Genomic DNA, 26,031 nt, shown 5'->3' on the forward strand with positions numbered 1-26,031 from the left:
GGATGGAGCTGCTGACGACCGTGTTCCGCCAGCTGGTATCCCTGGCGCTAACGGCCCTGCCGGTGATGGGGGTGGTGCTGGCGGTCCGGTGGCTGCTGGCGAAGCTGAACGCTCCGAAAAAATACAGCCTGGCGCTGTGGTGGGCGGTGTGGCTGCGGCTGGTGTGCCCCGTGAAATGGAAGGTGCGTCCCTGGAGCATTTTCAACCTGCGGCCCTTGGATCGGGTAGCGGAATACAGCGAGGCGGTGGCTGCCGCTTCCCCAGCTGTTTCCGCCCCGGCGGCGCCTGCGGTGACAGCCCCGGCGGCGGTCATTTCCCCACCCGCTCCGGCGGCTGCCGTGGACTGGCAGGCGTTGGCCTGGCGGGGAGCGGCGGTGGTTTGGCTGGTGGGACTGGCGGCGCTGTTGGCCTACGGCGTCTGGTCCTGGCTGCGGCTGCGGCGGCAGGTCTCCGCCGCCGTGTGGAACGGCGGCAACGTCTGGGAGTGCGACGCCATCCCCACCCCTTTCGTGCTGGGTTACGTCCAACCCCGCATTTACATCCCTTTCCATCTGGACAGTGATGAGTGGACCTACGTCCTGGCCCATGAGCGGTATCACCTGCGGCGGGGAGACCAGTGGTGGAAGCTGCTGAGCTGCCTGATCCTGGCGGTGTATTGGTGGGATGCGGCGGCATGGCTCTGCTGGGTGCTGTTCTGCCGGGACCTGGAAATGCGCTGCGACGAGGCGGTGCTTGCCCAACTGGGGGACCAGGTGAAGCGGGGATACAGCCTATCCCTGGTGTCCTTCGCTATGGAGCGGCGGTTTCCGGCGGCCCTGGCCTTTGGGGGGCACGACGCCGCCCGGCGGGTGAAACACGTGCTGGCCTGGAAGAAGGAGACGCCCCGGGTGGCCTTTCTGGCGGCGGCCGTGGTGCTGGTGGTGTGGATGGTGTGTACCTCCGGCGGGAAAACGTCCAGCTGGGTGCGGGTGAAGGGCAGCGGAACAGCGGAGTTTACCTGCGGCCTCCAGGAGCCCATCCAGTCCTGGGCCATTTACGAGGATGTGTATGAAAACGGACAGCTGCTCTTCAGCGAGCCATGTGTCTTTGACGGCTTTCAAGAGAACGGCGGCGCTATGTCCCGGCAGTTTTCCGGCACGCTGACGGCGGATGCCGCCTCTGACGGGGAGGGCTTCGGCGGGAAGCTGCGCTGCCGCCTCTCCATACAGGACGGCACAAAGGCCACCTGGACCATCCAACTGCCCAAGGACCATTATACCGGCGCCGGCACCTTCGCGGGAGCGGATCGTTTGCAGGACAGCGAACGCCATTCACTGAATGGGAACGATGAGGCGCTGCTGTACACCTTCCTGCTGTCCACGGAGCCCGGCGGCGCCGTTACCGGCTACGAAGCGAAAGCCGGCGCGGTCGGGGCCAACGACACGGTGGTCCGGTTCCGGCTGGTGACTTCCACCGGCGGCACCGGAAGCTTTGACAGTCAGAAAGACCTGGCCCGGACGCTCTTTGACCTGCGGGTGGAGCGGTCGGCGGACAGCCAGGCTGTCCGGGCGCTGCTGGACGCCATGGGCGTTGGAGGCCTGGGGGAATACGAGGTGTCCTCGTTTGCATCCGGGGAGGATATGGTGCTGCGCATCCGCTTCGCGGAGGAACTGGATGACAGGGAGGAGCTTTGGATGGGAAACACCGCGTGCCTGCTGCTGGCCCTAACGGCGGACGCGGATCGGGTGGATTACGCCTTCCCTACGGACGGCGGCTCCCGCACCACGACCTTTTACTGTGACGGTGCCCCGCTGGACAGCTGGGCAAAAAAGCTGGGCTACCGGGATGTCAAGGCCCTGGGCTCCTCCGCCCAGGGCATCCGGGCCCTGCTGGAATACCTGGGATGGGAGAAGGCGGCTGCCCTTTCCCTGGACGCGCTGGCGGGGCAGGACGTGCTGCCGGCGTTTTTGGAGCTGCTGACCTCCGGCGCCTGCGGGAATGTGCCGGGGAGTGTGGCGGCTGCCGCCATGGCTGACAGCCGCAGCCTGCTGTTGAACTTCCGGGAGGCCCCGGCGGACCCGGACGGCTTCGACGCCTGCGCCGCCAAGGCCGCGTTTTTGCTGACGTATGTGAAGCCGCAGGTGGAGGAGGTGGCCTGGACGTATCCGGACACCGAGGGTGCCCGCGCCGAGCGGAAGGTGAGCCGGGAGGAGCTGTGGGTCATCACCTCCCTGTTTTCCGATCTGGAAGCTGTTCAGACCTGTCCCGTCACCACCCAGGCGGAGCTGGAGCGCCTTCTTTCCCTGGCCGGGCTGGACAGCCGGGTGTATCTCATGTGGGTGCGGAAAGGACCGTATCTGACGGTGACGGCGGCCTCCGGGGAGCGCGTCACGGCGGCCTGGTATGAGGACGGCCGGTTCGACTTTGACTATGACGGCCTCCCGACACTTACCTTGCAAGAAGCGGAAAAGACGCTAACCCTGGCGGTGGGCGGCGCGGATGCCCTGACGGTGGGGAAGGACTACTATACTGCTTGAATTCCAAAACGAAGCAGTATCAGTTTACCTATCAAGACACCCAGAAAGCAAGAATTCTCTCCGTCCTCTCCAACAACGACGAAATCGTTGAAATGGCGAATGAAACGCTGTCGAGGCTGCAGCAATACGATGTCAACTCCGGCATCAACCTAATGGGGATGCTGGCAAAGTTCATCGACTGCAACTATAATATCAGTTTGACCGCACGGGAGCTGCATATCCACAGGCAGTCCCTGCTCTACCGTCTGGAAAAAATCGAGGCGCTGACGGAAATGTCCCTCAGCAGTCACAAGGACCTGTTTTTGCTGGAAGTGTTTTCCCGCGTTTTTTCCGACTATTGACCCGGACCGTATCCCTGTGGGAGCCAGCAGTGTCCTCCCGGCAGGCCAATCCCGAAGAGAGGAATACAACCACAAAAAGAAAGACACGACTTTCGTCGTGCCTTTCTTTTTATAACATCAAAACACCGTAAATGCGGCCGCCTTCTGGCGGCCGCGCCGAGTGGCGCGTCACAAGCGTTTTGCCGCAGGCAAAACCTTGGCGGAGGAGGAATTCACTTCCGCCGAGCATTTCAATCACCGAAGGGCGGAGCGCCGCCATGCGGCGCGGAATCAAAAAAGAAAGACACGACTTTTGTCGTGTCTTTCTTTTTGGTGGAGACGAAGAGGATCGAACTCTCGACCTTACGGATGCGAACCGTACGCTCTCCCAGCTGAGCTACGCCCCCATTTGCCGCCGATATTTCAACGGCAAAAAGTATTATACCATAAAATTTTTAATTGTAAAGAGCGATTTTTTCTGGAAAACAAAAATTTTCAGTTGCCAATCGCACAAGGATATAGTAAAATAAATAAGCTATTGGTTGAAAAGTCCTCCGCAAGCAGCTGCGGAGCCGGTCTCGCGCAATGTAACCCCGCGAACCATGTCAGGCGGGGAACCGAGCAGCATTAAGCGGGATGTTCCATGTGACGCGAGGGTGCCGGTTCCGCAGCTGCGTACGGAGGACTTCCCATATCTCAAGGAGGCATCTATGTACCAGGCCCTGTATCGAAAATGGCGGCCCAAGACGTTTTCTGACGTCATCGGCCAGTCCCATATCACAGAGACTTTGCAAAAGCAGGTCGCCGAGGGCCGCACCTCTCACGCCTACCTCTTCACCGGCACCCGGGGCACCGGCAAGACCACCTGCGCCAAGATCCTGGCCAAGGCCGTCAACTGCGAGCATCCGGTGAACGGCGACCCCTGCAATCGGTGCGCCAGCTGTCTCGGCATCGAAAACGGCAGCTTCCTGGATGTGCTGGAGCTGGACGCCGCCTCCAACAACGGCGTGGACCAGGTCCGTGCCCTGCGGGACGAGGCCATCTATTCTCCGGCCAATGTGAAAAAGCGGGTGTACATCGTGGACGAGGTCCATATGCTGTCCACTGCGGCCTTTAACGCCCTGCTGAAAATTCTGGAGGAGCCGCCGGAGCACTTGATGTTCATTCTGGCAACCACGGAGCTGCACAAGGTGCCCGCCACCATCCTCTCCCGGTGCCAGCGGTTTTCCTTCAAGCGCATCACCCCCCAGGACGTGGCGAAGCGCCTTACCTACGTGGCTGGGCAGGAGGGCATCGACTTGACCGCCGACGGCGCGGAGCTGCTGAGCCGTCTGGCGGACGGAGCCCTGCGGGACGGCCTTTCCCTGCTGGACCAGTGCGCGGCCGCCGGCGGCACCATCGACTCCGCCGCCGTGCTGGAGGTGCTGGGCCTGGCGGGCAACCTGCAGACCGCCCAGCTGATGGAATGTGTGCTGCGGCGGGACGCCAAGGCGGCGCTGCTGCTTTTGAACCAGCTCTACGCCGGCGGCAAGGACGTGGGTGCGGTGCTGGGCGAGCTTTCCACGCTGACAAGAGACCTGCTGCTGCGGCGGACAGCCCCCGAGGGCGGCGCGGCCCTGCTGTCCGGGGGATATGATTCCGCCACGCTGGACCGGCTGGGGAAGGAGATCTCCGCAAGCCGCCTCATCTATCTGGCGTCCACCCTGCAAAAAGCCACCGCCGACCTGTATTACAGCTCCAACCGCCGCACGGACGCGGAGCTGTGCCTGCTGCGGCTGTGTGACGAGTCCCTCTCCGGCGATTTGACGGCCCTGGAGGCCCGTATCCAGCGGCTGGAGGAAGCCCAGGCCCGGGGCGTGGTCATCCGAGCCGCTGTGGAACAGAGCACGGCGCCTCCGCCCACGGGGAAAGCGCAACCGAAAGCGGCGCCTAAGGCCGCACCGGCGGCGGAGGACGTGCCTCCCTGGGAGGAGCCGCCCCTGCCGGAAGAGCCGCCCATGGCGGAGGAGCCGGGGGAGCGGGTGTTCGATATTCCGGCGGAGCCCGCACCGCAAAAGCATCCCCCTGCACCTGCTCCGTCCACGCCCCAGGCCGCCCCGGCCGCTGCCGGCGGGAACTGGTGGCGGGCGCTGGCGGAGGGCTGCAAAGGCCGCCTGCCTCCTATGTACCGGGCGTTTTTGGACATGTGCACCGGCTCTTTGGAGGGGGACACGGTGACGGTATACGCTCCCGACGACATCACCCTGGGACGGCTGGACAACGACCGGGTCCGCTCCGCCCTGGGCGAGGAGGCGTCCAAGGCCGCCGGCATGCCGGTGCGCCTTACCTTCCGGGTGGGTGAGCCGCCCAAGGCAACGCCCCGGGAAAATTTGCAGAACCTGCTGAAATTCGGCAGTCAGTTCGATAATATCCAGATCAAGTAAAGGAGAATCATACTATGGGATACAGTGCTCGCCGTGGATTCACCAACGGCAAAGTGTCCGGCGCGGCGCGCCAGGCGGAGATGCAGCAGAAGCTCCAGCAGATGCAGGAGCAGATGACCGCTGCCCAGGAGGCCGTGGAGGCCCAGGTCTTTACCGCCAGCGTGGGCGGCGGTGTTGTGGAGGCCAAGGTCACCGGCAAGAAAGTGGTCCAGTCTGTGACCATCAAGCCCGAGGCCGTGGACCCGGAGGACGTGGAGATGCTCCAGGACCTGGTGGTGTCCGCCGTCAACGAGGCCCTGCGCCAGGCGGACGAGGCCATGGAAAAGGGCATGTCCGGCGTGACCGGCGGACTGAACCTGGGGGCCTTCGGCCTGTAAGAGCGATACCGGCGTGAAAAAGAGCGGGGCGGAGGCTCCGCTCTTTTTGAAATGGAGGTAGCCATGAAAAAGCGGATCTTGGCGGCGGCCTTAGCCTGCGTTCTGCTGGCGGGCTGCGGCGTGAGGACCCCGGCTCCGGCGGAGGAAACGCCGGAGGAGCGGCCGGTCATTGCCTATGTGCCTTTGGACGACCGGCCGGACAACGTGGAGCGGGTAGTGTATCTGGCGGAGTCTGTGGGATATAGCCTGGCTATGCCGGAGGCAGATCTGTACCGCACCCGGCTGGATGGGCAGCCCACGAACGAAAACGGCACCCAGTACGGCGACATAGCGGCGCTTTATGAGTGGGTGCTGGACCAGGAGGCGGCGGGCTGCGACCGCTATATCCTGTCCATGGACCAGCTGCTCTCCGGGGGACTGGTGAACTCCCGGCACACGGCGGAGACGCTGGCCGTCACGCTGTCTGACGGAACCGTCATGACAGACCGGGAGCTTTTGGGGGGACTGCTGACGGCCCTGGCGGCGGATGAAAACAACCGGGTGTGGCTGCTGGACAGCGTTATGCGCCTGGCGCCCACCGTGGGGTACGCGGGCTTTGGCATCGAAGAGTACAACGCCCTGCGGGCCTATGGCGCGGCGCCCAGAAAGGAGGCTGCCGGGGCGGAGCTGACGGTGGAGGCCATTGCGGCGGATTACCGGCTGGGCAGCGGCGAAGCGCTCCTGCGGGCGGCGGATTTCGGCCTGACGGAGGAGCAGGCGGATACGTACCTCTCCGCCCGGCGGCGGAAGCTGGAGCTGTCCGACCGGATGATGGAAGTGGTCAGCGGCAGGGAGTACGGAAACTTCCGGGTGCTCATCGGCATCGACGACTCCTCCGCTGAGGAGTGTATTCAGAAAAATGAGATCGCCTACCTGCGCAGCCGCCTGCGGGCGGGAGACGCCCTGCTTTCCGGCGTGGATGACCTGGCCTTCAAGGCGGTGGCGAAGCTGTACCTGGAGGAGCGCGGCTGGAGCGGTGGCACGGCGGCGGTGCGGTATTTCGGCGGCTCGGAGAAGGAGCCGGCCTGCGCTTATGATTTCCAGCCGCTGGATGACATCATGGAGGAGCATCTGGCGTTCTTCGCCCTGACAAGAAGCGGAAATTACCGGGCGGCGGGCTTGCAGGTCCTGGTGCTGACCCAGCCGCAGGCCGCGGAAAACAGCGGAACGTATTACACCCAGCTCATCGAGGCGCTGAAGGAGTGCCGGGAGAGGGGCTGGCCCACCATTCTCATCGACGCCGGAAACGGAGCATACGGCACCGCTTTCCATGAGGCGCTGACGGAGCAGGTGGAGTTGGGCTGGCTTTTGAGCTACGCCGGCTTTTTGGACATGGCCATCGTCACCGGCACGGCCCTCAGCCACGGCGTGGCCCGGTATGCCCATCTGGAGCATGGCGAGACCTCGCCCGGGGAGGAAAAAGCGTTTGCCAAGACTCTGGCGGACAGCATCCTCAAGGACTTCTGCTACAAAAACGTGGTGCGGGAGGACCTGCTGGCCTATATCCGAAACGACCTGGGCGCCAGCCCCGACAATTTCTGGAATCCGGACACAGACCGGGAGACCATCTTGCGGCGGCTGGAGCAGGGCATGGAGGCCGCCGCCCGGAGCGTAGTGAAAAACCTGGAACGGAGCAACTGCATCGTCTCTCTGGACCGGAGCGCTGAAAACGGCGGGCTTGCCGGCTGGGGCGGCGTGGAGCTGTCCAACTACCGTTTCCCCTGGGACCGGGCCTTTGAGATCGGCATGGATATTGAGGTGGGAGATTTTACAAAGCCGCATAAAAGCGTACTTGGCGTATATTATCAATGATAAAAGGCCGGGGACCATACGGTCCCCGGCCTTTATGCGCGGTCTTGCCAAAGGCCCTCCGTCTATGCCGGGAGCTTGAAATGCCGGTTAGGCGCCGGAGGCGATCAGACTGCCGGGCACGGTAATGAGCTGGGGGAATGCGATCAGAAGGGCGATCACAAGGAACGTCACTGCAATATAGGGGAGGAGGTAGGGCATGACCTTGCCCACCCGCAGGTCCATGAGGTCCGCCGCCACATACAGGCACATGCCCACGGGAGGTGTCACCAGGCCCACGCCGATGACCACAGTGATCAGCACGCCCAATACGATGGGATCAATGCCCACTTCTATCGTTTTCGGCGACTGCAACAACAACCAGTCCGGCGGCAAGGTCACCGACCTGAGCTCCCTGTATCCCGTGGCGGACAAGGCCTGGGCCTGCCGGGCAACGGCACTATCCCTGCCGTGGAGAGCCAGCGCATTTTGCTGGCCAAGCACGCAGGCATGAAGATCATGGACCTGGTGGAAAAGAACATCTGCCCCCGAGACATCGTGACGGAGAAGTCCATCAAGAACGGCCTGGCGGCGGACATGGCCCTGGGCTGCTCCACCAACACCATGCTGCACCTGCCGGCCATCGCCCACGAGGCGGGGCTGGAGTTCGACCTGCGGGGCGTCAACGCCGTTTCCGACGCGGTGCCCCACCTGGTGAAGCTGAACCCCGCCGGCGTCCACTGCCTGGTGGACCTCAACAACGCTGGCGGCCTCAGCGCCGTGATGAAGCGGCTGGACAGCATGGGCCTCATCGACCCCTCCGCCCGGACCGTGGACGGCACCTGGGCGGACCGCATCGCCAAGGCGGAGATCATGGACGAGAACGTCATCCGGGACCGGGAGCACGCCTACTCCCAGACCGGCGGCCTGGCGGTGCTGTACGGCAACCTGGCACCGGACGGCGCGGTGGTGAAGAAGGGCGCGGTGCTGCCGGAGATGCTGGTGCACACGGGCCCCGCCAAGTGCTTTGACAGCGAGGAGGCCTGCTGCGAGGGCCTGTACGCCGGGAAAGTAGTGGCGGGCGACGTGGTGGTGGTCCGGTACGAGGGCCCCAAGGGCGGTCCCGGCATGCGGGAGATGCTGAGCCCCACGGCGACCCTGGCTGGCATGGGCCTGGACTCCACCTGCGCGCTGGTGACGGACGGCCGGTTCTCCGGCGTCAGCCGCGGCGCGTCCATCGGCCACGTGTCCCCGGAGGCGGCGGCCGGCGGCCTCATGGCCTATGTGCAGGACGGCGACATGATCGCCATCGACATTCCCGGCCACAAGATCGACCTGCTGGTTTCTGAGGAGGAGATTGCGGCCCGGAAGGCCGAGACCGTTCCCCAGCCGCCCAAGCAGGTGTCCGGCTACCTCAAGCGCTACCGCGCCATGGTCACCTCCGCCAACCGCGGCGCCATTCTGGACGACGAGAATCTGTAATGTCCCTCTGCTAAGCTTTTTCAAGCTTCCATGAAAGACCCTGCCTGTATTGCGGGATTTCCGCAATACAGGCAGGGTCCTTTTCGCAAGAGCGGGGAAAGCCGTATGAAAAAGAACGCGCAGGGCAGTCGGGAAACCGGCTCGCCGGTTCACACCTGCGGCGATAACCGGCGAGTGGGAAAGGAACATTGACTACATAACTTCCCCGGGAGTATGATATAAATTAATAGGAGATACCAAGGAACTGAAAACACGAAAGGGAGGGATGGCAGAAGAAATTTGCCGTGCCGCGTCCGGAATGGACCGGACGTGAACTGATTTTTTGAATTGAGAGGGGTTTACTATCATGAAAAAACTGTTTGGCAGCTTGCCGTTCCGGCTGCTTCTGGGCATTTTTGTGGGCATTCTCTGCGGATTGGTGTTCCCGGAGCGTGTAATGAAGGTGATCGTCACCCTGCAGTATATCATGGGCCAGCTGATCACGTTCTGCGTGCCGCTGATTATCATCGGCTTTATCGCGCCGTCCATCACCAAGCTGGGGGCCAATGCCTCCCGCCTGCTGGGCGTGGCGGTTATCATCGCCTATGTGTCCTCCATTTGCGCCGCCTTTATGAGCATGGGCGCCGGCTACGCCCTCATCCCCCACCTGTCTATCGACACCAGCGTGGCGGGACTGCGGGAGCTGCCCGCGGTGGTGTTTGAGCTGAACATCCCCCAGATCATGAGCGTCATGAGCGCCCTGGCACTGTCCATCCTTGTGGGCCTTGCCGCTACCTGGACCAAGTCCCAGCGCTTTATCGACCTGCTGGCGGAGTTCCAGAACATCGTGCTGGCCATCGTCAGCAAGGTCATCATCCCCGTTCTGCCCTTCTATATCGCCGCCACCTTCTGCAACTTGAGCTTTGAGGGCATGATTACCCGCCAGCTGCCCGCCTTCCTGCAGATCATCATCATCGTCATGCTGGGTCACTATATCTGGCTGGCGGTGCTGTATCTGCTGGCTGGCGCCTACTCCGGCAAGAATCCCTGGGAGGTGTTGCGGCACTACGGCCCCGCCTACCTTACCGCCGTGGGCACCATGTCCTCCGCCGCCACGCTGGCCGTGGCCTTGAACTGTGCCCGAAAGAGCAGTGTTCTCCGCAAGGACATGGTCAGCTTCGGCATTCCCCTGTTCGCCAACATCCACCTGTGCGGCTCCGTGCTGACGGAGGTGTTCTTCGTCATGACCATCTCCAAGATCCTGTACGGCTCCGTACCCTCCCTGGGCACCATGGTGCTGTTCTGCATGCTGCTGGGCATCTTTGCCATCGGCGCCCCCGGTGTCCCCGGCGGCACGGTCATGGCCTCCCTGGGCCTCATCACCGGCATTCTGCTGTTCCAGAACGACGGCACCGCTCTGATGCTTGCCATCTTCGCCCTGCAGGACAGCTTCGGCACCGCCTGCAACGTCACCGGCGACGGCGCCTTGACCCTCATGCTCACCGGCTATGCGGAAAAGCATGGCATCCGGGAAGAAGATATCCAGTCTCCCGTCTTGTAATACGGATACGGAAAAACCCGGGACCGCAGTTCAAGCGGCCCCGGGTTTTTATTTTTACACAGACTTTACAAAACGGCGGTGACGGATTTTACGTGGGACTGCTTATACTATGACCATGGCACAAAGCAACAGACATATGATGAAAGGAAGTTATTTCTCATGAAAAAAGTATTTGCGCTTGTGTTGACGCTGACCATGGCCGTGAGCCTGCTGGCCGCCTGCGGCTCCTCCAAGAGCCAGGAACAGTCCGGCACTGCCCAGACGGAACAGCCCGCCCAGGCGGAGCCCGCCGCCCTGTCCGGCGCCGTTGCCTTGAATGGTTCCACCTCCATGGAAAAGGTCATGGGCGCTCTGAGCGAGCAGTTCATGGCTGACAACAGCGGCGTCACCGTTACCTATGACGCCACCGGTTCCGGCGCCGGCATCGAGGCTGCCAAGAGCGGCAGCGCCGACATCGGCCTTTCCTCCCGGGCACTGAAGGATGAGGAGACTGCCGCCGGCTTGGTGGGCACCACCGTGGCGCTGGACGGCATTGCCGTCATCGTCAACCCCGCCAGCCAGGTGGCTGACCTGACTGTGGAGCAGATCGCCAAGATCTTTACCGGCGAGGTCACCGACTGGAGCGAAGTGGGCGGCGAGAGCGGCGAGATCTCCTGCATCGGCCGTGAGGCCGGTTCCGGCACCCGGGATGGATTTGAGACCATCACCGGCACCAAGGATTCCTGCAAGCTTGCCCAGGAGCTGACCTCCACCGGCGCGGTCATCGAGGCCGTGGCAGGCAACCCCAACGCCATCGGTTACGCCTCCCTGTCCTCCGTGGAAGGGAAGGACACCGTCAAGGCCCTTACTGTGGGCGGCGTGGTGTGCAGCGAGGACTCCGTTCTGGACGGCAGCTATGCCATCCAGCGGCCCTTCGTCCTGGTGACAAAGGACGGCGCGGCCCTCAGCGACCAGGCCCAGGCCTTCTTCGACTTCGCCACCTCCTCCGCCGCGTGCGACTTGATCCGTGCCGCCGGCGCAGTGCCTGTGGCTTGACACATCCCCCAAGGGAACGCCTCCACCCGCCAAAAAACGGGGTGGAGGCTGTTTCCGTGACTGGAAGGAGTACCGATATGGAAATGGAAAACGCGCTGAAGGCACCTGCCCGCAGCCCCGCGGCAGGGAAGAGCCGAAACTCCAGCGGCGGCCCCTCCGCCGGACGGAAAGGCGGCCGGGAGGCCATGGAGCTGTGCTTCCATCTGCTGTTTCTGCTGTGCGGTGTGGTGGCGGTGGCCTTTGTGCTGTTTATCAGCATTTATCTGATCGTCTCCGGCCTGCCCGCCATTCGCGAGATCGGCCTTGTGAACTTCCTGCTGGGCAAGACCTGGGCTCCCACCGCCACCACGGTGGAGCCCTCCTACGGCATCCTGCCCTTCATCCTCACCTCCGTTTACGGCACCGCCGGCGCTGTGGTCATCGGTGTGCCCATTGGCTTGATGACGGCGATATTCCTGGCAAAGGTGGCGCCGCCGAAGGCTGCCCGGGTCATCAAGACCGCTGTGGAGCTGCTGGCGGGCATCCCCTCCGTGGTGTACGGCCTGGTGGGTATGATCGTGCTGGTGCCCGCTATCCGCCGCCTGTTCGGCCTCAGCTCCGGCGCTTGCCTGCTGGCGGCAATCGTGGTGCTGGCCATCATGATCCTGCCCTCCATTATCAACGTGTCCGAAACGGCTCTGCGTGCGGTGCCCCGGGAGTATGAGGAGGCCTCCCTGGCCCTGGGCGCCACGGAGATCGAGACCTGCTTCCGGGTGTCTCTGCCTGCCGCCGGCAGCGGTGTCGCCACCGCTGTGGTGCTGGGCGTGGGACGGGCCATCGGCGAGGCCATGGCCATCATCATGGTTTCCGGCAACGTGGCCAACATGCCGGGCCTGTTTACCTCCGTCCGCTTCCTCACCACAGCCATCGCCTCGGAGATGTCCTACGCCGCCTACGGCAGCCTTCAGCGCAACGCCCTATATTCCATCGGCCTGGTGCTGTTTTTGTTTATCATGCTCATCAACGTGCTGCTGAACGTGTTTCTGAAAAAGCGGAAGGAGGATTGACCATGGAGCAAACACTCTCCCCCCGCCGGCGGGCTTATGACAAGGGTCTGCGGGCGCTGTTGTGGCTCTGCGCCGGCATTACCTGCGCTCTGCTGGTATTTCTGATCGGCTATATTTTCTATCGGGGCCTGGGAAACATCACCTGGGAGCTGCTGACCACCCAGACCAGCTATATTAAGGATACCATCGGAATTTTGCCTAATATATTAAATACTTTGTATATTATTTTGGTTTCCATGCTGATCGTTCTGCCCTTGGGCGTGGGTGCCGCCATCTATCTGACGGAGTACGCCACGAACCGCAGGGTGGTGGAGCTCATCGAGTTTGCCACTGAGACCCTCACCGGCATCCCCTCCATCATCTTCGGCCTGGTGGGCATGCTGTTTTTCGTGCAGAAGCTGGGCCTGGCACCGGGTATCCTGGCCGGCGGACTGACGCTGGTCATTATGATCCTGCCCACCATCGTCCGTACCACCCAGGAGAGCCTGAAGACCGTTCCCCAGTCCTACCGGGAGGGTGCCTTGGGCCTGGGCGCGGGGAAGTGGCATATGGTCCGCACTGTGGTGCTGCCCGGCGCCGTGGACGGCATCGTCACCGGCTGTATTTTGGCGGTGGGACGCATCGTGGGTGAGAGTGCGGCGCTGCTGTTCACCGCGGGCTTCGGCCTGGTGCTCAATGGGTTCGTCAAGGCTCTCCAGTCCTCCTCCGCCACGCTGACGGTGGCGCTGTATGTCTACGCCAATGAGCGGGGAGAGACCGGCGTGGCCTTCGCCATCGCGGCCATCCTAATGCTGCTGACCTTCCTCATCAACCTGGCCGCGGGCTTCGCGGGCAGGAAACTAAAAAAATAACGGGAGTACGATATGGATACGATTTTGCAGGCAAAGGACTTGAACCTGTGGTACGGCCAGAACCACGCCCTCCACAGTGTGAACATTGACATCCCGGCCCACGAGATCACGGCCTTCATCGGCCCATCCGGCTGCGGCAAATCCACCTTTTTGCGGACGCTGAACCGCATGAATGATCTCATCCCCTCTGTCCGCATCACCGGGGAGGTGGATTACCAGGGCCGGAACATCTACGATGACAGCGTGGACCCCACGTGGCTGCGCAAGCAGGTGGGCATGGTGTTCCAAAAGGCCAATCCCTTCCCCATGAGCATTTACGACAATGTGGCCTACGGCCCCCGGACCCACGGTGTCCACTCCCGGGTGGAGCTGGACGAGATCGTGGAAAATTCCCTGCGGGCGGCGGCTATCTGGGATGAGGTGAAGGACCGGCTGAAAAAAAGCGCCCTGGGCCTCTCCGGCGGCCAGCAGCAGCGGTTGTGCATTGCCCGGGCCCTGGCGGTGGAGCCGGAGGTGCTGCTGATGGACGAATCCACCAGCGCCCTGGACCCCATTTCCACTTCTAAGATTGAGGACCTTGCGGCGGAGCTGAAAAACAAGTATACTGTCATCATGGTGACCCACAATATGCAGCAGGCCGCCCGCGTGTCCGACAATACCGCCTTTTTCCTGTTGGGGGAATTGGTGGAATTCGGCAGGACGGAGCAGCTGTTCTCCACGCCGAAGGATAAGCGCACGGAAGATTACATCACCGGACGGTTCGGATGAGGAGGCATTATGAGAAATAAGTTTGACGAGCAGATGGAAAAGCTGCATGTGGGACTCATCCAGATGGGTGCCGTCTGCGAGGATGCCATCTCCGCAGCGGCGGAGGCGCTGCTGAAGGGCGACGCGACCTTGGCGGACGTGGCCGAAGAGGCGGAAAAGGACATTGACCAGCGGGAGAGGGAGGTGGAGAACCTCTGCTTGAAGCTGCTGCTGCAGCAGCAGCCGGTGGCCCGGGACCTGCGGGAGATCTCCGCGGCGCTGAAAATGATCTCCGACCTGGAGCGCATCGGCGACCAGGCAGCGGATATTGCCGAGCTGACCCGGTTTATTCACCTAACGGACAGTCTCAGCCGCCTTCATATCGGTGAGATGGCCAGAGCGGTCATTGCCATGGTGACGGACAGCGTGGATTCCTTCGTGAAGGGCGACCTGGCGCTGGCCCGGTCCGTGCGGGCGGCGGACGACCGGGTGGACGCGCTGTTCGAGCAGGTGAAGCGAGAGCTTATTGACCTTATCGCCGCCGATGCCGCCGCCGGCGAGGTGGGGCTGGATATTTTGATGGTGGGCAAGTATCTCGAACGCATCGGCGACCATGCCACCAATGTGGCGGAGTGGGTGGAGTACTCCTTGACAGGCGTCCATCCCTCTGACGACTAAAATGAGGGAAGGCGCGCCTTCCCGGGAAAAAGGGGAGGGTGCCATGCTGACCTTCAAAGATGTGAAAAGCAATGAGACCATCCGCACCTATATTCAGCGGGCGGATGAGTCCCTCATCGCCCTGGGCTACACAGAGCACAGCTTTGCTCACGTGACCCATGTGGCGGAGACGGCCGGTTATATCCTAAAGACCTTGGGCTATCCGGAGCGGACTGTGGAGCTGGTGAAGATCGCGGGGTATCTTCACGACATCGGTAATCTGGTCAACCGCATCGACCACTCCCAGTCCGGCGCCGTCATGGCGTTTCGGATTCTGGATAACCTCAACTGTGACCCGGCGGAGATCGCCACCATCATCACCGCCATCGGCAACCACGACGAGGGCACCGGCCAGCCGGTGAACGCCGTGGCGGCGGCCCTCATCCTGGCGGACAAGTCCGATGTGCGCCGCAGCCGGGTCCGCAACCGGGACAAGACGACCTTTGATATCCATGACCGGGTAAATTACTCGGTGAAGAAGTCGGATTTGAAGATCAACGGGGAACACACGCTTATCAAGCTGGAGCTGTCCGTGGACACGGAATACGGCTCCATCATGGATTATTTCGAAATTTTCATGCAGCGGATGATCCTCTGCCGGAAGGCGGCGGAGAAGCTGGGACTGCAATTCAAGCTCGCCATCAATGACCAGCAGCTCATCTGAGAAGGGGGGAGGCTTCCTCCTCCCGAATGAGCAGACCCTAAAACATAGGAGGCCCTTATGATCTACTTACTGGAGGACGATGACAGCATCCGGGATCTGGTGATCTACACCTTGAACAGCCAGAGCATGGAGGCCCGGGGCTTCGCCCTGCCGTCCCTTTTCTGGCAGGCCGTAGAGGAGGCGGTGCCGGACCTGGCGCTGCTGGATATCATGCTGCCGGAGGAGGACGGCATTTCCGTGTTGAAAAAACTCCGCGCCTCCGGCCGGACGGCCCGGCTACCCATCATCATGCTGACGGCCCGGGGCACGGAGTACGACAAGGTCACCGGCTTGGACGCCGGCGCTGACGACTATGTGGCAAAGCCCTTCGGCATGATGGAGCTGCTCTCCCGCATCCGGGCCCTGTTGCGGCGGACGGAGAAGGACGGCACCGTATACCGCTGCGGCGTGCTGACAGTGGACCCGGGGCGGCACACCGTGGAGGTATCTGGCCGGAGCGTGGCTCTGACGCAAAAGGAGTTTGAGGTGCTGTGCCTGCTGCTGAAGAACAAGGGACAGGTGCTGTCCCGGGAGCAGCTGATCCAGCAGGTGTGGGGCTACGCCTTTACCGGCGAGAGCCGCACCGTGGACGTCCATATGCGGACGCTGCGGCAGAAGCTGGGGGAGGCCGGCTCCTATGTGGAGACAGTCCGTGGCTACGGCTACAAGATCGGTGAGGAAAGCTGAGCCATGACGAAACGGATCTTTCGCTCCATGGCCGCCGTGTCCCTGGCGGTGCTGGCCGCCAGTCTTGTGCTCATTGTGGGGGTGCTCCACGGCTATTTCCAGGAACGGGTCCTGGAGGAGCTGCGGCAAAAGACCCTTTACGCCGCCCAGGGTGTGGAGCAGGCGGGTATGGACTATCTGACGGAGGGGCTGCCGGGAGACAGCCGCGTCACCTGGGTGGCGGCGGACGGCACAGTGCTCTTTGACAACCGGGAGGACCCGGCGGACATGGACAGCCACGCAGCCCGGGCGGAGATCCGGGAGGCACTGCTGACGGGGAAGGGCTACGCCTCCCGCTATTCCGACACTCTGGGGAAAAAGACCCTGTACTACGCCCTGCGCCTCTCCGACGGCAGCGTGCTGCGGGTGTCGGACACACAGGGCACCGTGTGGTTGCTGGTGCTGGAGGCCGCGCAGCCGGTGGCATTCGTGCTGCTGGCGGCGCTGGTGCTGGCCCTATGGCTGTCGGGCCGTGTGGCACGGCAGTTGGTGGCGCCCATCAACGCCATGGACCTCAGTCAAATGGAGGGGGACCCACCCTATGAGGAGCTGGCGCCGCTGGTGGGCCGCATCCGCGGCCAGAACCGCCAGATCCAGCGGCAGATGCTGGACCTGCAGCGGCAGCAGGAGAAGTTTGCCGCCATCACAGAGAATATGAGCGAGGGCCTGCTGGTCATTGACCGGGAGACCCGGGTCCTGTCCTATAATACCGCCGCCCTGCGGCTGCTGCGGGGGGAGCCGCCCCAGGCGGAGGAGAGCGCTTATGCCCTCAACCGGGAGGCGGGCTTCCGCCGCTGCGTGGAAGGGGCCCTGTCCGGCAGCCGGACGGAACAGCTCTTGGAGCGGGAGGACAGCTGTCGACAGGTGATCGCCAGCCCCGTCACACAGGACGGCGCCGTCAGCGGCGCGGTGCTGGTGATATTGGACGTGACGGAGAAGGAGCAGCGGGAGCGGCTGCGGCGGGAATTCACCGCCAATGTGTCCCACGAATTGAAAACGCCTCTGACATCCATCCTGGGCACGGCGGAGATCTTGAAAAACGACCTGGTGCAGCCGGGGGACATCCCCCATTTCGCCGGGAATATCCACCGGGAGGCCCAGCGGCTCATCGACCTTGTGAATGACATCATCAAGCTCTCCCGGCTGGACGAGGGCGAGAGCGGCGGCCAGTGGGAGACCGTGGACCTCTATGCCCTGGCCCAGAGCGTGTTCGCCCAGCTGCGCCAGGCGGCGGAGGGCAGGCAGGTCACACTGGAGCTGCGGGGCGGAAAAGCCCTTGCCCGGGGCGTTCCCCAGATCTTGGAGGAGATCCTCTACAACCTCTGTGACAATGCCGTGGCCTACAATCGCCCCGGCGGCTCCGTTACCGTCACGGTGGAGGAGACGGCGCAGGGGGCCCGGGTGGCGGTGGCGGACACCGGCGTCGGTATCCCACCGGAGGCCCGGGAGCGGGTGTTCGAGCGGTTTTACCGCCTGGACAAGAGCCGCTCCAGCGGCGGCACCGGCCTGGGACTGTCCATCGTGAAGCACGGCGCCGCGTACCTGGGGGCGAAGCTCAGCCTGGAGAGCCAGGTAGGTGTGGGCAGTACCTTCACCGTGGAATTTCCAGAGGTTTGACAAGCCGGACGCATATGCGTCCGGCGCTCTTTTTGAAAACAAAGCGTACATTTTGAAATACATATTTCAAAATGTATTGGGAATCACCTGCGCTTTCGGAATATGCGGCGGCTCTTGGACGCACACTACCTCCATGTACGGAGGTGGAGCATGGAACAGATCACAAACAACTATGGAGACGATGTCCGCTGGTTTGACGAGACCTTGGGCGTGGGCCGCAGCTGCGACCTGGTGAGCCGGGACCTGCGCATCGGCGGCCGCCGGGCACGCGTCTGGGTCATCGACGGCTTTGGGGGCGACGCCATTCTGGAGCGGATGGGCGCCTTCTGGCTGGGCCTGTCCCCGGAGGCGGTGGAGCACCTGCGGGATATGCAGGCTTTTGTGGACCAGTGTGTCACATTCATGGAAGCGAATGTCAGCACAGACCGGGACGACATCGTCACCTCGGTGCTGCTGGGAAAGACGCTGCTGCTGGTGGAGGGCGTTTCCGGCGCGGCTTTGATGGACGCCAAGGAGTATCCCAGCCGCAGTGTTCAAGAGCCGCCGGACGGCAAGGTGCTCCGGGGCGCCCACGACGGCTTTGTGGAGGCGGTGGTGCCCAACATGGCGCTGCTGCGGCGGCGCATCCGGGACCCCCATCTGACCATGGAGGGGCTGAAGGTGGGCACCCGGTCCCACACGGACGTGGTGCTGTGCTATCTGGACGACCGGGTGGACGCGGAGCTGCTGGCGGAGGCCCGGGAAAAGCTGTCGGCCATCCAGGCCCGTTCCCTCTCCATGAGCCAGGAGAGCGTGGCGGAGGCCATCCGCCCCAAGCAGTGGTACAACCCCTTTCCCAAGGTCCGCTATACCGAGCGGCCGGATACCGCCGCCGCCTCAGTGATGGAGGGCAGCATCGTGGTCATGGTGGACACCTCTCCCTCGGTGATGCTGCTGCCCACCACATTTTTCGATTTCACCCAGGAGGCCAACGAATTTTATTTCCCGCCGCTGGTGGGGACCTATCTGCGGCTTTTGCGCATCATCGTGTTTCTTATCTCCCTGCTCATCACCCCCGCCTGGTATCTGATGGTCAGCGAGCCGGGGCGGCTGCCGTCGTGGCTGGACTTTTTGTCCTCCCCGGAGCCGGCGTCGCTGCCCCTTTTGTGGCAGCTGCTGGTGGTGGAGTTTCTTATCGACGTGTTGAAGCTGGCGTCTTTGAACACGCCGGATTCCCTGTCTAACTCCTTTTCCATGCTGGGCGCCCTTATTTTGGGTGATTTCGCCGTCCAGGCCGGATGGCTGGGGCCGGAGGTGCTGGTGTATATGGCCTTCGTGTCCGTGGCGGGCTTTGCCCAGCCCAGCTACGAGATGGGCTACGCCTTCAAGCTGCTGCGGCTGGCGCTGCTGCTGGTGACGGCGGCTTTTGACGTGTGGGGTTTCTGCCTGGGCGTTCTGGGCATTTTGGCACTGCTGGCCACCACGAAGCCCATGGTGGGCAAGGGATACCTTTACCCCCTCATCCCCTTCAACGGCAAGGCCCTGCGGCGTCTGCTGCTGCGGGAACCCATCGGCCGGGACAATACTTGAATCTGCTGCGGCGGTTTCCGGTCAAATGGGCTTGCCTTTTCCCCAAAAGGATGTATAATAAAAGCCAACTACTCTGTTCCAGGAATTTCCGGAACAGCGAGAGGGGGCGAGGTCTGCTCATGGAGGCCAATTGCTGCTACACCGCGAAAGCGATGCGGGAGATGATCCGCAGCTTGGCACCGATTTTTGACGTGGTGCGCCTGGTGGACCCGTCAGACACGGCGGTGCTGACGCTGGAGGAGGATGGTTCCCTTACCCGGGCGCCGTACAGCTGCTTCCATGTGTGGAACAGGGACTGCCGCTGCCGGAACTGCACCAGTATGCAGGCTGCCAGCGGCAACTGCCGCCGGACAAAATATGAGTTTATCCGGGAAAATGTGTTTTATGTGGTCTCCCAGCCGCTGACGCTTCTTTTGGAAACGGAGCGGATGGAGGTCGTGCTGGAGATCGTCAGCCATGTGTCGGACCAGGTGCTGCTGGAGCGGCAGGAGGACGGCAAGACGCTGCTGGAGCGGATGGAGGAGATCCAGGAGAAGCTGTACCGGGACGACTTGACCCAGGCCTTCAACCGCCGCTACCTCAATGAATTTACGTTCCTCCACTGGAACCGCGGCCGTGGAAGCTCCCGGGTCGGATTGATTCTGCTGGACCTGCGGCAGTTCAAGTCTGTCAACGATACCCAGGGGCACCTGGCGGGGGACCAGATCCTCTCGCAGGTGGCGGACGTGCTGAAAGAGCATGTGCGCGCGCAGGATTCCGTCATCCGCTTCGGCGGCGACGAATTTGTGGTCATCCTGACGGACTGCGGCGAAGAGGTGGTCCTGCGGAAGATCGAGGAGCTCCGCGCCGCCGTAACGGCGGTGGCCACGGCGGATTTCGGCTATGCCTACACAGACTCGTTCCAGCCGGACCATACGTGCCTATCCGCCATGCTGGACCAGGCGGACCGCCGGATGTACGAGGAAAAGCGCCGCTGCCCGGAGCTGTAAAACGAAAAAGCGAAAAAGAGCCTGCCCACGCCTTTCGGCGCGGGCAGGCTTAAGCTTGTCGAAAAAGGGTGAACTGCTGGAAAGCGGGAAGGAAGATAGTTACGAAAGAAACCCAGGAGGGGTGTCTTTCGTTTGAAATCTAAGTTTTTTAGAACTTTTTAAGTTCTGGAAAACTTGCTCCAGTCTGTCGAAAAGAATTTTTAGACAGACTGGAGCCTGCCCACGCCTTTCGGCGCGGGCAGGCTTTTCCCATGGTTCAATCCGCAATGCTGATGGCGCTGACGGGGCAGCCGTCCCGGGCTTCCTGGGCCTGGTCCAGCAGCTCCTCCGGCACGGCACCGCCGTGGGCGAAGCCGTCGTCCCCCATGGAAAAGACCTCCGGACAGGTGCCGGCGCACAGGCCGCAGCCGATACAGGCGTCGTTGACAGTGGCATTCATGGGATTTCCTCCGATTCACTCAATGATATTTCCATCCCGGCCCAGTGTCACCACCTGCCAGGGGATGAACTTACCGCTTTGCCGCAGGGCGGTCTCCGCCGCACGCTGGATGCCGCTACAGCAGGGCACCTCCATGCGGACCACGGTGACCTCCCGGATGTCGTTGCGGCGGATGATCTCCGCCAGCTTTTCCGTGTAGTCTCCCTCATCCAGCTTGGGGCAGCCAATGACCGTGACGCGGCCGGCCATGAACCGCCGGTGGAAGTCCGAACGGGCATAGGCGGCGCAGTCCGCCGCGATCAGCAGTCTGGCGCCGCTGAAAAACGACGCCTCCACCGGAACCAGCTTCAGCTGCACAGGCCACTGGGCCAGATACGAAACGGGTCCGGCCTCAGCTGCCGTCGGCGCGGTCTCCGCGGGCCGCAGGGCCTGGACCGCGCTGCCGGCGCAGGCAGACCGGGTCACCGGGGCGGTGCCCCGGAGGGCGGCGGCCTTTTTGGCCAGGACAGCGGCCTCGTCATAGGGAGCGGCCTCCCGCTCCACAAAGGTGATGGCGCCGGTGGGACAGGCGGGCAGGCAGTTGCCCAGGCCGTCGCAGTAGTCGTCCCGCAGTAAGACGGCTTTGCCGTCCCACATGGCGATGGCGCCTTCGTGACAGGCCGCGGCACAGGCGCCGCAGCCGTTGCATTTTTCAGAATCGATCTCAATGATCTGACGTACCATAGTGTATCTCCTTTTTCACATTTCAAACGTGGGACTTGCGTTGACAGGTGAATTATCTTACAATACCTCTGAAAAGTCTGTTGCTTTTTCAACAAAAACCGACGCGGTGAAAAATTTTCGCCGCCCGCAGGGGAGGAAACCGCCATGCTGCTGCGCGTACCGGATTATTTTGAACAGTTCCGCTGCCTCGCGGGGGATTGCCCCCATACCTGCTGCGCCAAGTGGGAGGTGGTCATTGATGAAGATACCGCCCGCCGCTACGCCGCGGAGCCCGGTCCCTTCGGGGAAAGGCTGCGCTCCGTATTGCAGCGTGACCAGGAGGGGGATCTCTGCTTTCCACTGGACGGCTGCAGGTGTCCCTTTCTGGACGGGGAGAACCTTTGTGAGATCCATAGGCGGCTGGGAGAGGCGGCTACCAGCGTCACCTGCCGGGAGCACCCCCGGTTCACGGAGGAGTACGGCCCGTTCCGGGAGATCACCCTGTCCGCCAGCTGCCCTGCGGCCAACGCTCTGCTGCTGGGGAGCCGGGAATCGCTGACCTTCCGGGAGACGGAGTCAGGCGGTGTGGAGGAGCCGGGAGACCCGTGGCTTTCCTGGCTGCTGCCTCTGCGGCAGCGGATGCTGGAGGTAACGGGGGACCGCAGCCGTCCCCTGCGGCGCCGGCTGGCAGAGGTGCTGGCCCTGGCGCTGGAGGTGCAGCTGTGCCTGGACCGGGAGCGGGAAGAGGACCTGGCGGAGCTCATTGCCGGCTGGCAGCCCAAGTGGACGGAGCGGGCCACCGGCGGACCGGGCCTGTTTCCGGAGGCACTGGCATACCTGGCGGAGCTGGAGACGCTGGAGCCGGAGTGGACCGCACTTTTGAAGCAGGCGGAGCAAGCGGCCCCGGCACCGGGGGAGGAGGCCCTGCTGGAGCGGATCACGGCGTACTTCTTGTTCCGCTATCCGCTGAAGGCGGTCAACGACGGTGACGTGCTGGGGCGGGTGCAGTTCTGCGTGCTGGCGGTGCTGACGGTGGAGCGTCTGGCGGCGGTGTGCGGACTTGGCGAGGCGCTGCGGCGCTTCAGCTGTGAGATCGAGCACAGCCAGGAAAATTTGGACCGGCTGCTGGAGGGCTTTTGGCAGAGCGAAACGTTTGCGCTGGAACGGTTTTGGAACGAGCTGTCCGCAATATGAGGACAATTGTGCATAGCGACAAAGCGAAAACGATTCATCTTGTGCAAATTGTAAAAATAGCATAAAGATAGTTGACAAATTTGAGAGACTATTGTATATTATAGACACAGGAAAGGAGTGAGTCCCATGGGCTAGCAAGCTCGGAGATTCCAGAAATCTTGAACCGTCCGAATCTAAAATTATAAAAAACAGCGAAACTTCGGAAGTCCCAAAGACGAAACATTCCTCACTATGATGAGCCACACGAGCATGTTTTGGCAGTGACCAGAGCAGTTGACTGCGTGTACTTGATGTTTTAAGGATTGGCGAGACCCTAAGTTCCCCGTTTTCATTTCCCCCGCACCGGACGGAATCTAAGAAAGTAAGAGGTAGCGGCCATTGGACAATCCAATCAATGCGTAAGCCCCCCATTCACCGCTGGAGTGGATGGGGGGAAATGTTATGTATGGGGGAAAATCCCGGCAGGATTGTCCGCATGAATAAGCTCCCACCGGGACCCAGCGAAGCGGTCACGGCGGGAAAAGGAGGAGCAAGGGAGCGGGCGCAGGTTTCCCCGAATGAGGAACAGGAGCAAAGCGGACTTTGCGACGACGTGGATGGGGGGAAATGTTATGTATGGGGGAAAATCCCGGCAGGATTGTCCGCATGGCGGAGCCATGCCGCCGCAAAGCGGCGTACAAGTATTTTTGCGGAGCTAAAATCTTGAAATGGGCGGGCTTTGCCTGCCCATTTGGGTTTTATACGGAAAGGCTTAAAAGAAATGCAGCTGCCCGGGCAAGGCCCGGGCAGCTGCATCACTGTAAAACAACGATCCTGTGGAGTGGATCACTTGTTATCGACGGAGCACATATAGGCGATCAGCTCCACCATCTTGTTGGAGTAGCCGCACTCGTTGTCGTACCAGGACACGACCTTCACGAAGGTGTCGGTCAGCGCAATGCCGGCCTCGGCGTCAAAGATGGAGGTGCGGGGATCACCCAGGAAGTCGGAGGACACCACGGGCTCATCGGTGTAGCCCAGAACGCCCTTCAGCTCACCCTCGGAGGCGGCCTTCATGGCCTTGCAGATCTCCTCGTAGGAGGCGGGCTTCGCCAGCTTGGCGGTCAAGTCCACCACGGACACGTCCAGAGTGGGAACACGCATGGACATGCCGGTCAGCTTGCCGTTCAGCTCGGGGATGACCTTGCCCACGGCCTTGGCGGCGCCGGTGGAGGAGGGGATGATGTTGCCGGTGGCAGCACGGCCACCGCGCCAATCCTTCAAGGAAGCGCCGTCCAGCAGCTTCTGGGTGGGAGTGACGGAGTGAACAGTGGTCATCAGACCCTCGACGATGCCGAAGTTGTCGTTCAAGACCTTGGCGATGGGAGCCAGGCAGTTGGTGGTGCAGGAGGCGTTGGACACGAACTTCATGTCAGAGGTGTACTTGCTGTTGTTGACGCCCATGACGAACATCGGAGTGTCGTCCTTGGAGGGGGCGCCCATGACCACGTGCTTGGCACCGGCGTCGATGTGGCCCTGGCACAGGTCTTTGGTCAGGTGCTTGCCGGTGCACTCGCAGATATACTCAGCGCCGACGGAGGCCCAGGGAATGTCCTTGACGTCCATGGCGGTGAAGACGGGGTACTTCTTGCCGTTGACCACCAGGGCGCCGTCCTCAGCGGAGACCTCGCCGGGGAACTTGCCGTGGGTGCTGTCATACTTCAGCATATAGGCCATATACTCGGGGTTCATGAAGGGGTCATTCAGACCGACGACTTCCACATCATCGTGGGTCAAGGCAGCGCGGAAAACGAGGCGGCCGATACGGCCGAAACCATTGATACCGATTTTGGCTTTCATAGTCAAAAAAACTCCTTTCAAAATAGACGGAACAGAGAACTGCCGTCAAAACGTTTGCGCAAACGTTTTGCTTAATCGATTTACACGAGTATACTATCACACGGGAAACTTTTTGGCAACTGTCATTTCGAATAACAATCCGGGTTTTGAATTGTAATTTTTGATAAGAAAAACGTATTTTTGGACAAAGATGCGGGGAAATATGGGGAAAAGTGCTTGACGAATCAAACAGAGGGCCTTATACTGAAAGAAAAAATAGATTACGTAATGTGAAAACCGATTACGCAAGAGGAAAAGCCTATGAAAGTGACGATCAGTGATGTGGCCAAGCTGGCGGGCGTTTCCACCGCCACGGTGTCCCACACCATCAACAATACCCGTTATGTTTCCAGCGAGACCAAGGAAAAGGTGTACCAGGCCATCTCGGAGCTGGGCTATACGCCGGACGCCTCCGCCCGCAGCTTCCGCACCGGCAAGAAAAAGACCGTGGGCTTTATCGTACCTGATATTGCCAACAAGTTCTTCGCCACCATGATCGAGTCCGTGGAGACCTGCCTGGCGGCCCACGGCTACCATCTGATCATTGCCAACACCAAGGAGGATATGGACCGGGAGGAGAACAATATCCGCCTTCTGTCCGCCGGTCTGGTGGACGGGCTGCTCATTGCCAGCACCATGGATGATTTCCAGCGGTTCGATTCCCTCATCCCCGCCGGCTTTCCGGTGGTGCTGGTGGACCGGACCTTCGATGTGAAGAAATACTCCTCCATCTGTGTATCCAACTTCCGCCCCATTTACCGCAGCGTCTGCCGCCTGGCCGGGAAGGGCGCCCAGCGCATCGGCATCATCGGCGGCCTGCCCCGGCTGTCCACCACCCGGGAGCGGATCTCCGCCTACCAGCAGGCTATTGTGGACTGCGGCCTGCCGGAGGATGAGTCCCTCATCCGCTACGGCAACTCCATGGAGGACAGCGCCCACACCTGCCTGGACGAGCTGCTGCAGCAAAAGTGCGACGCCATCATCGTCTGCCAGGGCCTCATGGGCGGCGAGACCATTATCCACCTCCACAAGCGGGGCATCCGCCTGGGCCAGGACATCGACCTGGTGAGCTTTGTGGACTATGATTCCGGGATTTACCAGCTGTATGAGAACCAGATGGACTCCATCATCCAGCCGGTGGAGGAGCTGGGACTGGCCGCGGGAGAGCAGATCCTCAAGCGCATCGAGGACCCGGAGGCCCGGGTGTTCGAAAAGGTCCTTACCTCTACATACAAGCCATACAGCGCGGCGCCTGCCTGGGGCCGCGCTGACCGATGAGTGATAAACATACGGGACACGCCATCCGGCGTGTCCCGTGTTTTTGTAAAAGCGT

General features: G+C 61.9%; 22 protein-coding genes, 1 tRNA gene, 1 other RNA gene and 3 pseudogenes. 22 read left to right on the top strand and 5 right to left on the bottom strand.

The window, feature by feature from the left end:
- Positions 1-2: 2 nt before the first annotated feature.
- Positions 3-2,516, top strand: coding sequence for a M56 family metallopeptidase (locus ACTQ4R_RS05140; protein ID WP_441626486.1), 2,514 nt, complete (start codon positions 3-5; stop codon positions 2,514-2,516).
- Entirely contained in the window at positions 2,513-2,857 is a 345-nt protein-coding gene (locus ACTQ4R_RS05145; protein ID WP_441626488.1) for a PucR family transcriptional regulator, read from the top strand. Before ACTQ4R_RS05140 ends, ACTQ4R_RS05145 begins: the two co-directional genes overlap by 4 nt.
- 310 nt (positions 2,858-3,167) lie before the next feature.
- Here the strand turns inward: ACTQ4R_RS05145 and ACTQ4R_RS05150 are convergent.
- Positions 3,168-3,243, bottom strand: a tRNA-Ala gene (locus ACTQ4R_RS05150).
- A 162-nt stretch (positions 3,244-3,405) separates the two neighbouring features.
- Between ACTQ4R_RS05150 and ffs the strand changes: the two genes are divergently transcribed.
- From ffs to ACTQ4R_RS05170, 4 genes are all read left to right on the top strand, one after another.
- Positions 3,406-3,505: signal recognition particle sRNA small type (ffs, locus tag ACTQ4R_RS05155), an RNA gene on the top strand.
- A gap of 41 nt (positions 3,506-3,546) precedes the next feature.
- On the top strand, positions 3,547-5,259 hold the full coding sequence (gene dnaX, locus ACTQ4R_RS05160; protein ID WP_441626490.1) for a DNA polymerase III subunit gamma/tau: 1,713 nt from the start codon (positions 3,547-3,549) through the stop codon (positions 5,257-5,259).
- Between the two features lie 14 nt (positions 5,260-5,273).
- Complete coding sequence (locus ACTQ4R_RS05165) at positions 5,274-5,636, top strand: YbaB/EbfC family nucleoid-associated protein (RefSeq protein ID WP_441626492.1); 363 nt, start codon at positions 5,274-5,276, stop codon at positions 5,634-5,636.
- A gap of 63 nt (positions 5,637-5,699) precedes the next feature.
- Positions 5,700-7,487, top strand: coding sequence for a DUF4127 family protein (locus ACTQ4R_RS05170; protein WP_441626494.1), 1,788 nt, complete (start codon positions 5,700-5,702; stop codon positions 7,485-7,487).
- An 87-nt stretch (positions 7,488-7,574) separates the two neighbouring features.
- On the opposite strand, the gene ACTQ4R_RS05175 is transcribed toward ACTQ4R_RS05170, so the two are convergent.
- On the bottom strand, positions 7,575-7,814 hold the full coding sequence (locus ACTQ4R_RS05175; protein ID WP_441626846.1) for a TRAP transporter large permease subunit: 240 nt from the start codon (positions 7,812-7,814) through the stop codon (positions 7,575-7,577).
- Here ACTQ4R_RS05175 and ACTQ4R_RS05180 point away from each other — a divergent pair.
- From ACTQ4R_RS05180 to ACTQ4R_RS05245, 14 genes and pseudogenes are all read left to right on the top strand, one after another.
- Positions 7,807-7,977, top strand: a complete 171-nt coding sequence (locus ACTQ4R_RS05180; RefSeq protein WP_441626860.1) for a hypothetical protein — start codon at positions 7,807-7,809, stop codon at positions 7,975-7,977. The two genes, ACTQ4R_RS05175 and ACTQ4R_RS05180, sit on opposite strands and share 8 nt — an antisense overlap.
- Positions 7,899-8,945: pseudogene (locus ACTQ4R_RS05185) on the top strand (dihydroxy-acid dehydratase domain-containing protein); the annotation flags it as partial. The gene ACTQ4R_RS05180 and the pseudogene ACTQ4R_RS05185, both read left to right, overlap by 79 nt.
- A 346-nt stretch (positions 8,946-9,291) precedes the next feature.
- Entirely contained in the window at positions 9,292-10,485 is a 1,194-nt protein-coding gene (locus ACTQ4R_RS05190; RefSeq protein WP_441626496.1) for a dicarboxylate/amino acid:cation symporter, read from the top strand.
- 159 nt (positions 10,486-10,644) lie between these two features.
- Complete coding sequence (locus ACTQ4R_RS05195) at positions 10,645-11,520, top strand: phosphate ABC transporter substrate-binding protein (protein WP_441626498.1); 876 nt, start codon at positions 10,645-10,647, stop codon at positions 11,518-11,520.
- A 185-nt stretch (positions 11,521-11,705) separates the two neighbouring features.
- Positions 11,706-12,566: a phosphate ABC transporter permease subunit PstC gene (gene pstC, locus ACTQ4R_RS05200; protein ID WP_441626848.1), complete on the top strand. Its 861-nt coding sequence runs from the start codon at positions 11,706-11,708 to the stop codon at positions 12,564-12,566.
- A 2-nt stretch (positions 12,567-12,568) separates the two neighbouring features.
- Complete coding sequence (gene pstA / locus ACTQ4R_RS05205) at positions 12,569-13,417, top strand: phosphate ABC transporter permease PstA (protein WP_441626500.1); 849 nt, start codon at positions 12,569-12,571, stop codon at positions 13,415-13,417.
- A 12-nt stretch (positions 13,418-13,429) separates the two neighbouring features.
- The gene (gene pstB / locus ACTQ4R_RS05210; RefSeq protein ID WP_441626502.1) at positions 13,430-14,185 is read left to right on the top strand and encodes a phosphate ABC transporter ATP-binding protein PstB; all 756 of its coding nucleotides are present in this window, start codon (positions 13,430-13,432) and stop codon (positions 14,183-14,185) included.
- A gap of 9 nt (positions 14,186-14,194) precedes the next feature.
- Positions 14,195-14,842, top strand: coding sequence for a phosphate signaling complex protein PhoU (gene phoU, locus ACTQ4R_RS05215; RefSeq protein WP_441626504.1), 648 nt, complete (start codon positions 14,195-14,197; stop codon positions 14,840-14,842).
- Between the two features lie 43 nt (positions 14,843-14,885).
- On the top strand, positions 14,886-15,545 hold the full coding sequence (locus tag ACTQ4R_RS05220; protein ID WP_441626506.1) for an HD domain-containing protein: 660 nt from the start codon (positions 14,886-14,888) through the stop codon (positions 15,543-15,545).
- 57 nt (positions 15,546-15,602) lie between these two features.
- On the top strand, positions 15,603-16,271 hold the full coding sequence (locus ACTQ4R_RS05225; protein ID WP_441626508.1) for a response regulator transcription factor: 669 nt from the start codon (positions 15,603-15,605) through the stop codon (positions 16,269-16,271).
- Between the two features lie 642 nt (positions 16,272-16,913).
- Positions 16,914-17,453: pseudogene (locus ACTQ4R_RS05230) on the top strand (histidine kinase dimerization/phospho-acceptor domain-containing protein); the annotation flags it as partial.
- Positions 17,454-17,657: 204 nt separating this feature from the next.
- Positions 17,658-17,927: pseudogene (locus ACTQ4R_RS05235) on the top strand (sensor histidine kinase); the annotation flags it as partial.
- Between the two features lie 150 nt (positions 17,928-18,077).
- The gene (locus ACTQ4R_RS05240; RefSeq protein WP_441626510.1) at positions 18,078-19,496 is read left to right on the top strand and encodes a spore germination protein; all 1,419 of its coding nucleotides are present in this window, start codon (positions 18,078-18,080) and stop codon (positions 19,494-19,496) included.
- Between the two features lie 119 nt (positions 19,497-19,615).
- A complete protein-coding gene (locus ACTQ4R_RS05245; RefSeq protein WP_441626512.1) occupies positions 19,616-20,485 on the top strand; it encodes a GGDEF domain-containing protein in 870 nt (289 codons plus the stop codon).
- Positions 20,486-20,741: 256 nt separating this feature from the next.
- Here ACTQ4R_RS05245 and ACTQ4R_RS05250 read toward each other — a convergent pair whose 3' ends face one another.
- Both ACTQ4R_RS05250 and ACTQ4R_RS05255 read right to left on the bottom strand, forming a co-directional pair.
- The gene (locus ACTQ4R_RS05250) at positions 20,742-20,924 is read right to left on the bottom strand and encodes a ferredoxin (RefSeq protein ID WP_441626514.1); all 183 of its coding nucleotides are present in this window, start codon (positions 20,922-20,924) and stop codon (positions 20,742-20,744) included.
- Positions 20,925-20,939: 15 nt separating this feature from the next.
- Entirely contained in the window at positions 20,940-21,647 is a 708-nt protein-coding gene (locus tag ACTQ4R_RS05255) for an ATP-binding protein (protein WP_441626516.1), read from the bottom strand.
- Between the two features lie 144 nt (positions 21,648-21,791).
- Here ACTQ4R_RS05255 and fliB point away from each other — a divergent pair, with 144 nt between their 5' ends.
- Complete coding sequence (fliB, locus tag ACTQ4R_RS05260; protein WP_441626518.1) at positions 21,792-22,820, top strand: flagellin lysine-N-methylase; 1,029 nt, start codon at positions 21,792-21,794, stop codon at positions 22,818-22,820.
- A gap of 825 nt (positions 22,821-23,645) precedes the next feature.
- Here the strand turns inward: fliB and gap are convergent.
- On the bottom strand, positions 23,646-24,659 hold the full coding sequence (gene gap, locus ACTQ4R_RS05265; RefSeq protein ID WP_441626520.1) for a type I glyceraldehyde-3-phosphate dehydrogenase: 1,014 nt from the start codon (positions 24,657-24,659) through the stop codon (positions 23,646-23,648).
- Between the two features lie 300 nt (positions 24,660-24,959).
- Between gap and ACTQ4R_RS05270 the strand changes: the two genes are divergently transcribed.
- Positions 24,960-25,976: a LacI family DNA-binding transcriptional regulator gene (locus ACTQ4R_RS05270; RefSeq protein ID WP_441626522.1), complete on the top strand. Its 1,017-nt coding sequence runs from the start codon at positions 24,960-24,962 to the stop codon at positions 25,974-25,976.
- Positions 25,977-26,031: the final 55 nt, after the last annotated feature.

It is taken from the genome of Dysosmobacter sp. Sow4_B12 (assembly GCF_052116665.1).
GTDB lineage: Bacteria > Bacillota > Clostridia > Oscillospirales > Oscillospiraceae > Oscillibacter.

Excerpts from the sequence above, each read along its gene's own strand:
- ACTQ4R_RS05140 (WP_441626486.1), top strand. The coding sequence starts at position 3 with ATGGAGCTGCTGACGACCGTGTTCCGCCAGCTGGTATCCCTGGCGCTA.
- dnaX (WP_441626490.1), top strand. The coding sequence starts at position 3,547 with ATGTACCAGGCCCTGTATCGAAAATGGCGGCCCAAGACGTTTTCTGAC.
- ACTQ4R_RS05165 (WP_441626492.1), top strand. The coding sequence starts at position 5,274 with ATGGGATACAGTGCTCGCCGTGGATTCACCAACGGCAAAGTGTCCGGC.
- ACTQ4R_RS05170 (WP_441626494.1), top strand. The coding sequence starts at position 5,700 with ATGAAAAAGCGGATCTTGGCGGCGGCCTTAGCCTGCGTTCTGCTGGCG.
- ACTQ4R_RS05180 (WP_441626860.1), top strand. The coding sequence starts at position 7,807 with ATGCCCACTTCTATCGTTTTCGGCGACTGCAACAACAACCAGTCCGGC.
- ACTQ4R_RS05190 (WP_441626496.1), top strand. The coding sequence starts at position 9,292 with ATGAAAAAACTGTTTGGCAGCTTGCCGTTCCGGCTGCTTCTGGGCATT.
- ACTQ4R_RS05195 (WP_441626498.1), top strand. The coding sequence starts at position 10,645 with ATGAAAAAAGTATTTGCGCTTGTGTTGACGCTGACCATGGCCGTGAGC.
- pstC (WP_441626848.1), top strand. The coding sequence starts at position 11,706 with ATGGAGCTGTGCTTCCATCTGCTGTTTCTGCTGTGCGGTGTGGTGGCG.
- pstA (WP_441626500.1), top strand. The coding sequence starts at position 12,569 with ATGGAGCAAACACTCTCCCCCCGCCGGCGGGCTTATGACAAGGGTCTG.
- pstB (WP_441626502.1), top strand. The coding sequence starts at position 13,430 with ATGGATACGATTTTGCAGGCAAAGGACTTGAACCTGTGGTACGGCCAG.
- phoU (WP_441626504.1), top strand. The coding sequence starts at position 14,195 with ATGAGAAATAAGTTTGACGAGCAGATGGAAAAGCTGCATGTGGGACTC.
- ACTQ4R_RS05220 (WP_441626506.1), top strand. The coding sequence starts at position 14,886 with ATGCTGACCTTCAAAGATGTGAAAAGCAATGAGACCATCCGCACCTAT.
- ACTQ4R_RS05225 (WP_441626508.1), top strand. The coding sequence starts at position 15,603 with ATGATCTACTTACTGGAGGACGATGACAGCATCCGGGATCTGGTGATC.
- ACTQ4R_RS05240 (WP_441626510.1), top strand. The coding sequence starts at position 18,078 with ATGGAACAGATCACAAACAACTATGGAGACGATGTCCGCTGGTTTGAC.
- ACTQ4R_RS05245 (WP_441626512.1), top strand. The coding sequence starts at position 19,616 with ATGGAGGCCAATTGCTGCTACACCGCGAAAGCGATGCGGGAGATGATC.
- ACTQ4R_RS05250 (WP_441626514.1), bottom strand. The coding sequence starts at position 20,924 with ATGAATGCCACTGTCAACGACGCCTGTATCGGCTGCGGCCTGTGCGCC.
- ACTQ4R_RS05255 (WP_441626516.1), bottom strand. The coding sequence starts at position 21,647 with ATGGTACGTCAGATCATTGAGATCGATTCTGAAAAATGCAACGGCTGC.
- fliB (WP_441626518.1), top strand. The coding sequence starts at position 21,792 with ATGCTGCTGCGCGTACCGGATTATTTTGAACAGTTCCGCTGCCTCGCG.
- gap (WP_441626520.1), bottom strand. The coding sequence starts at position 24,659 with ATGAAAGCCAAAATCGGTATCAATGGTTTCGGCCGTATCGGCCGCCTC.
- ACTQ4R_RS05270 (WP_441626522.1), top strand. The coding sequence starts at position 24,960 with ATGAAAGTGACGATCAGTGATGTGGCCAAGCTGGCGGGCGTTTCCACC.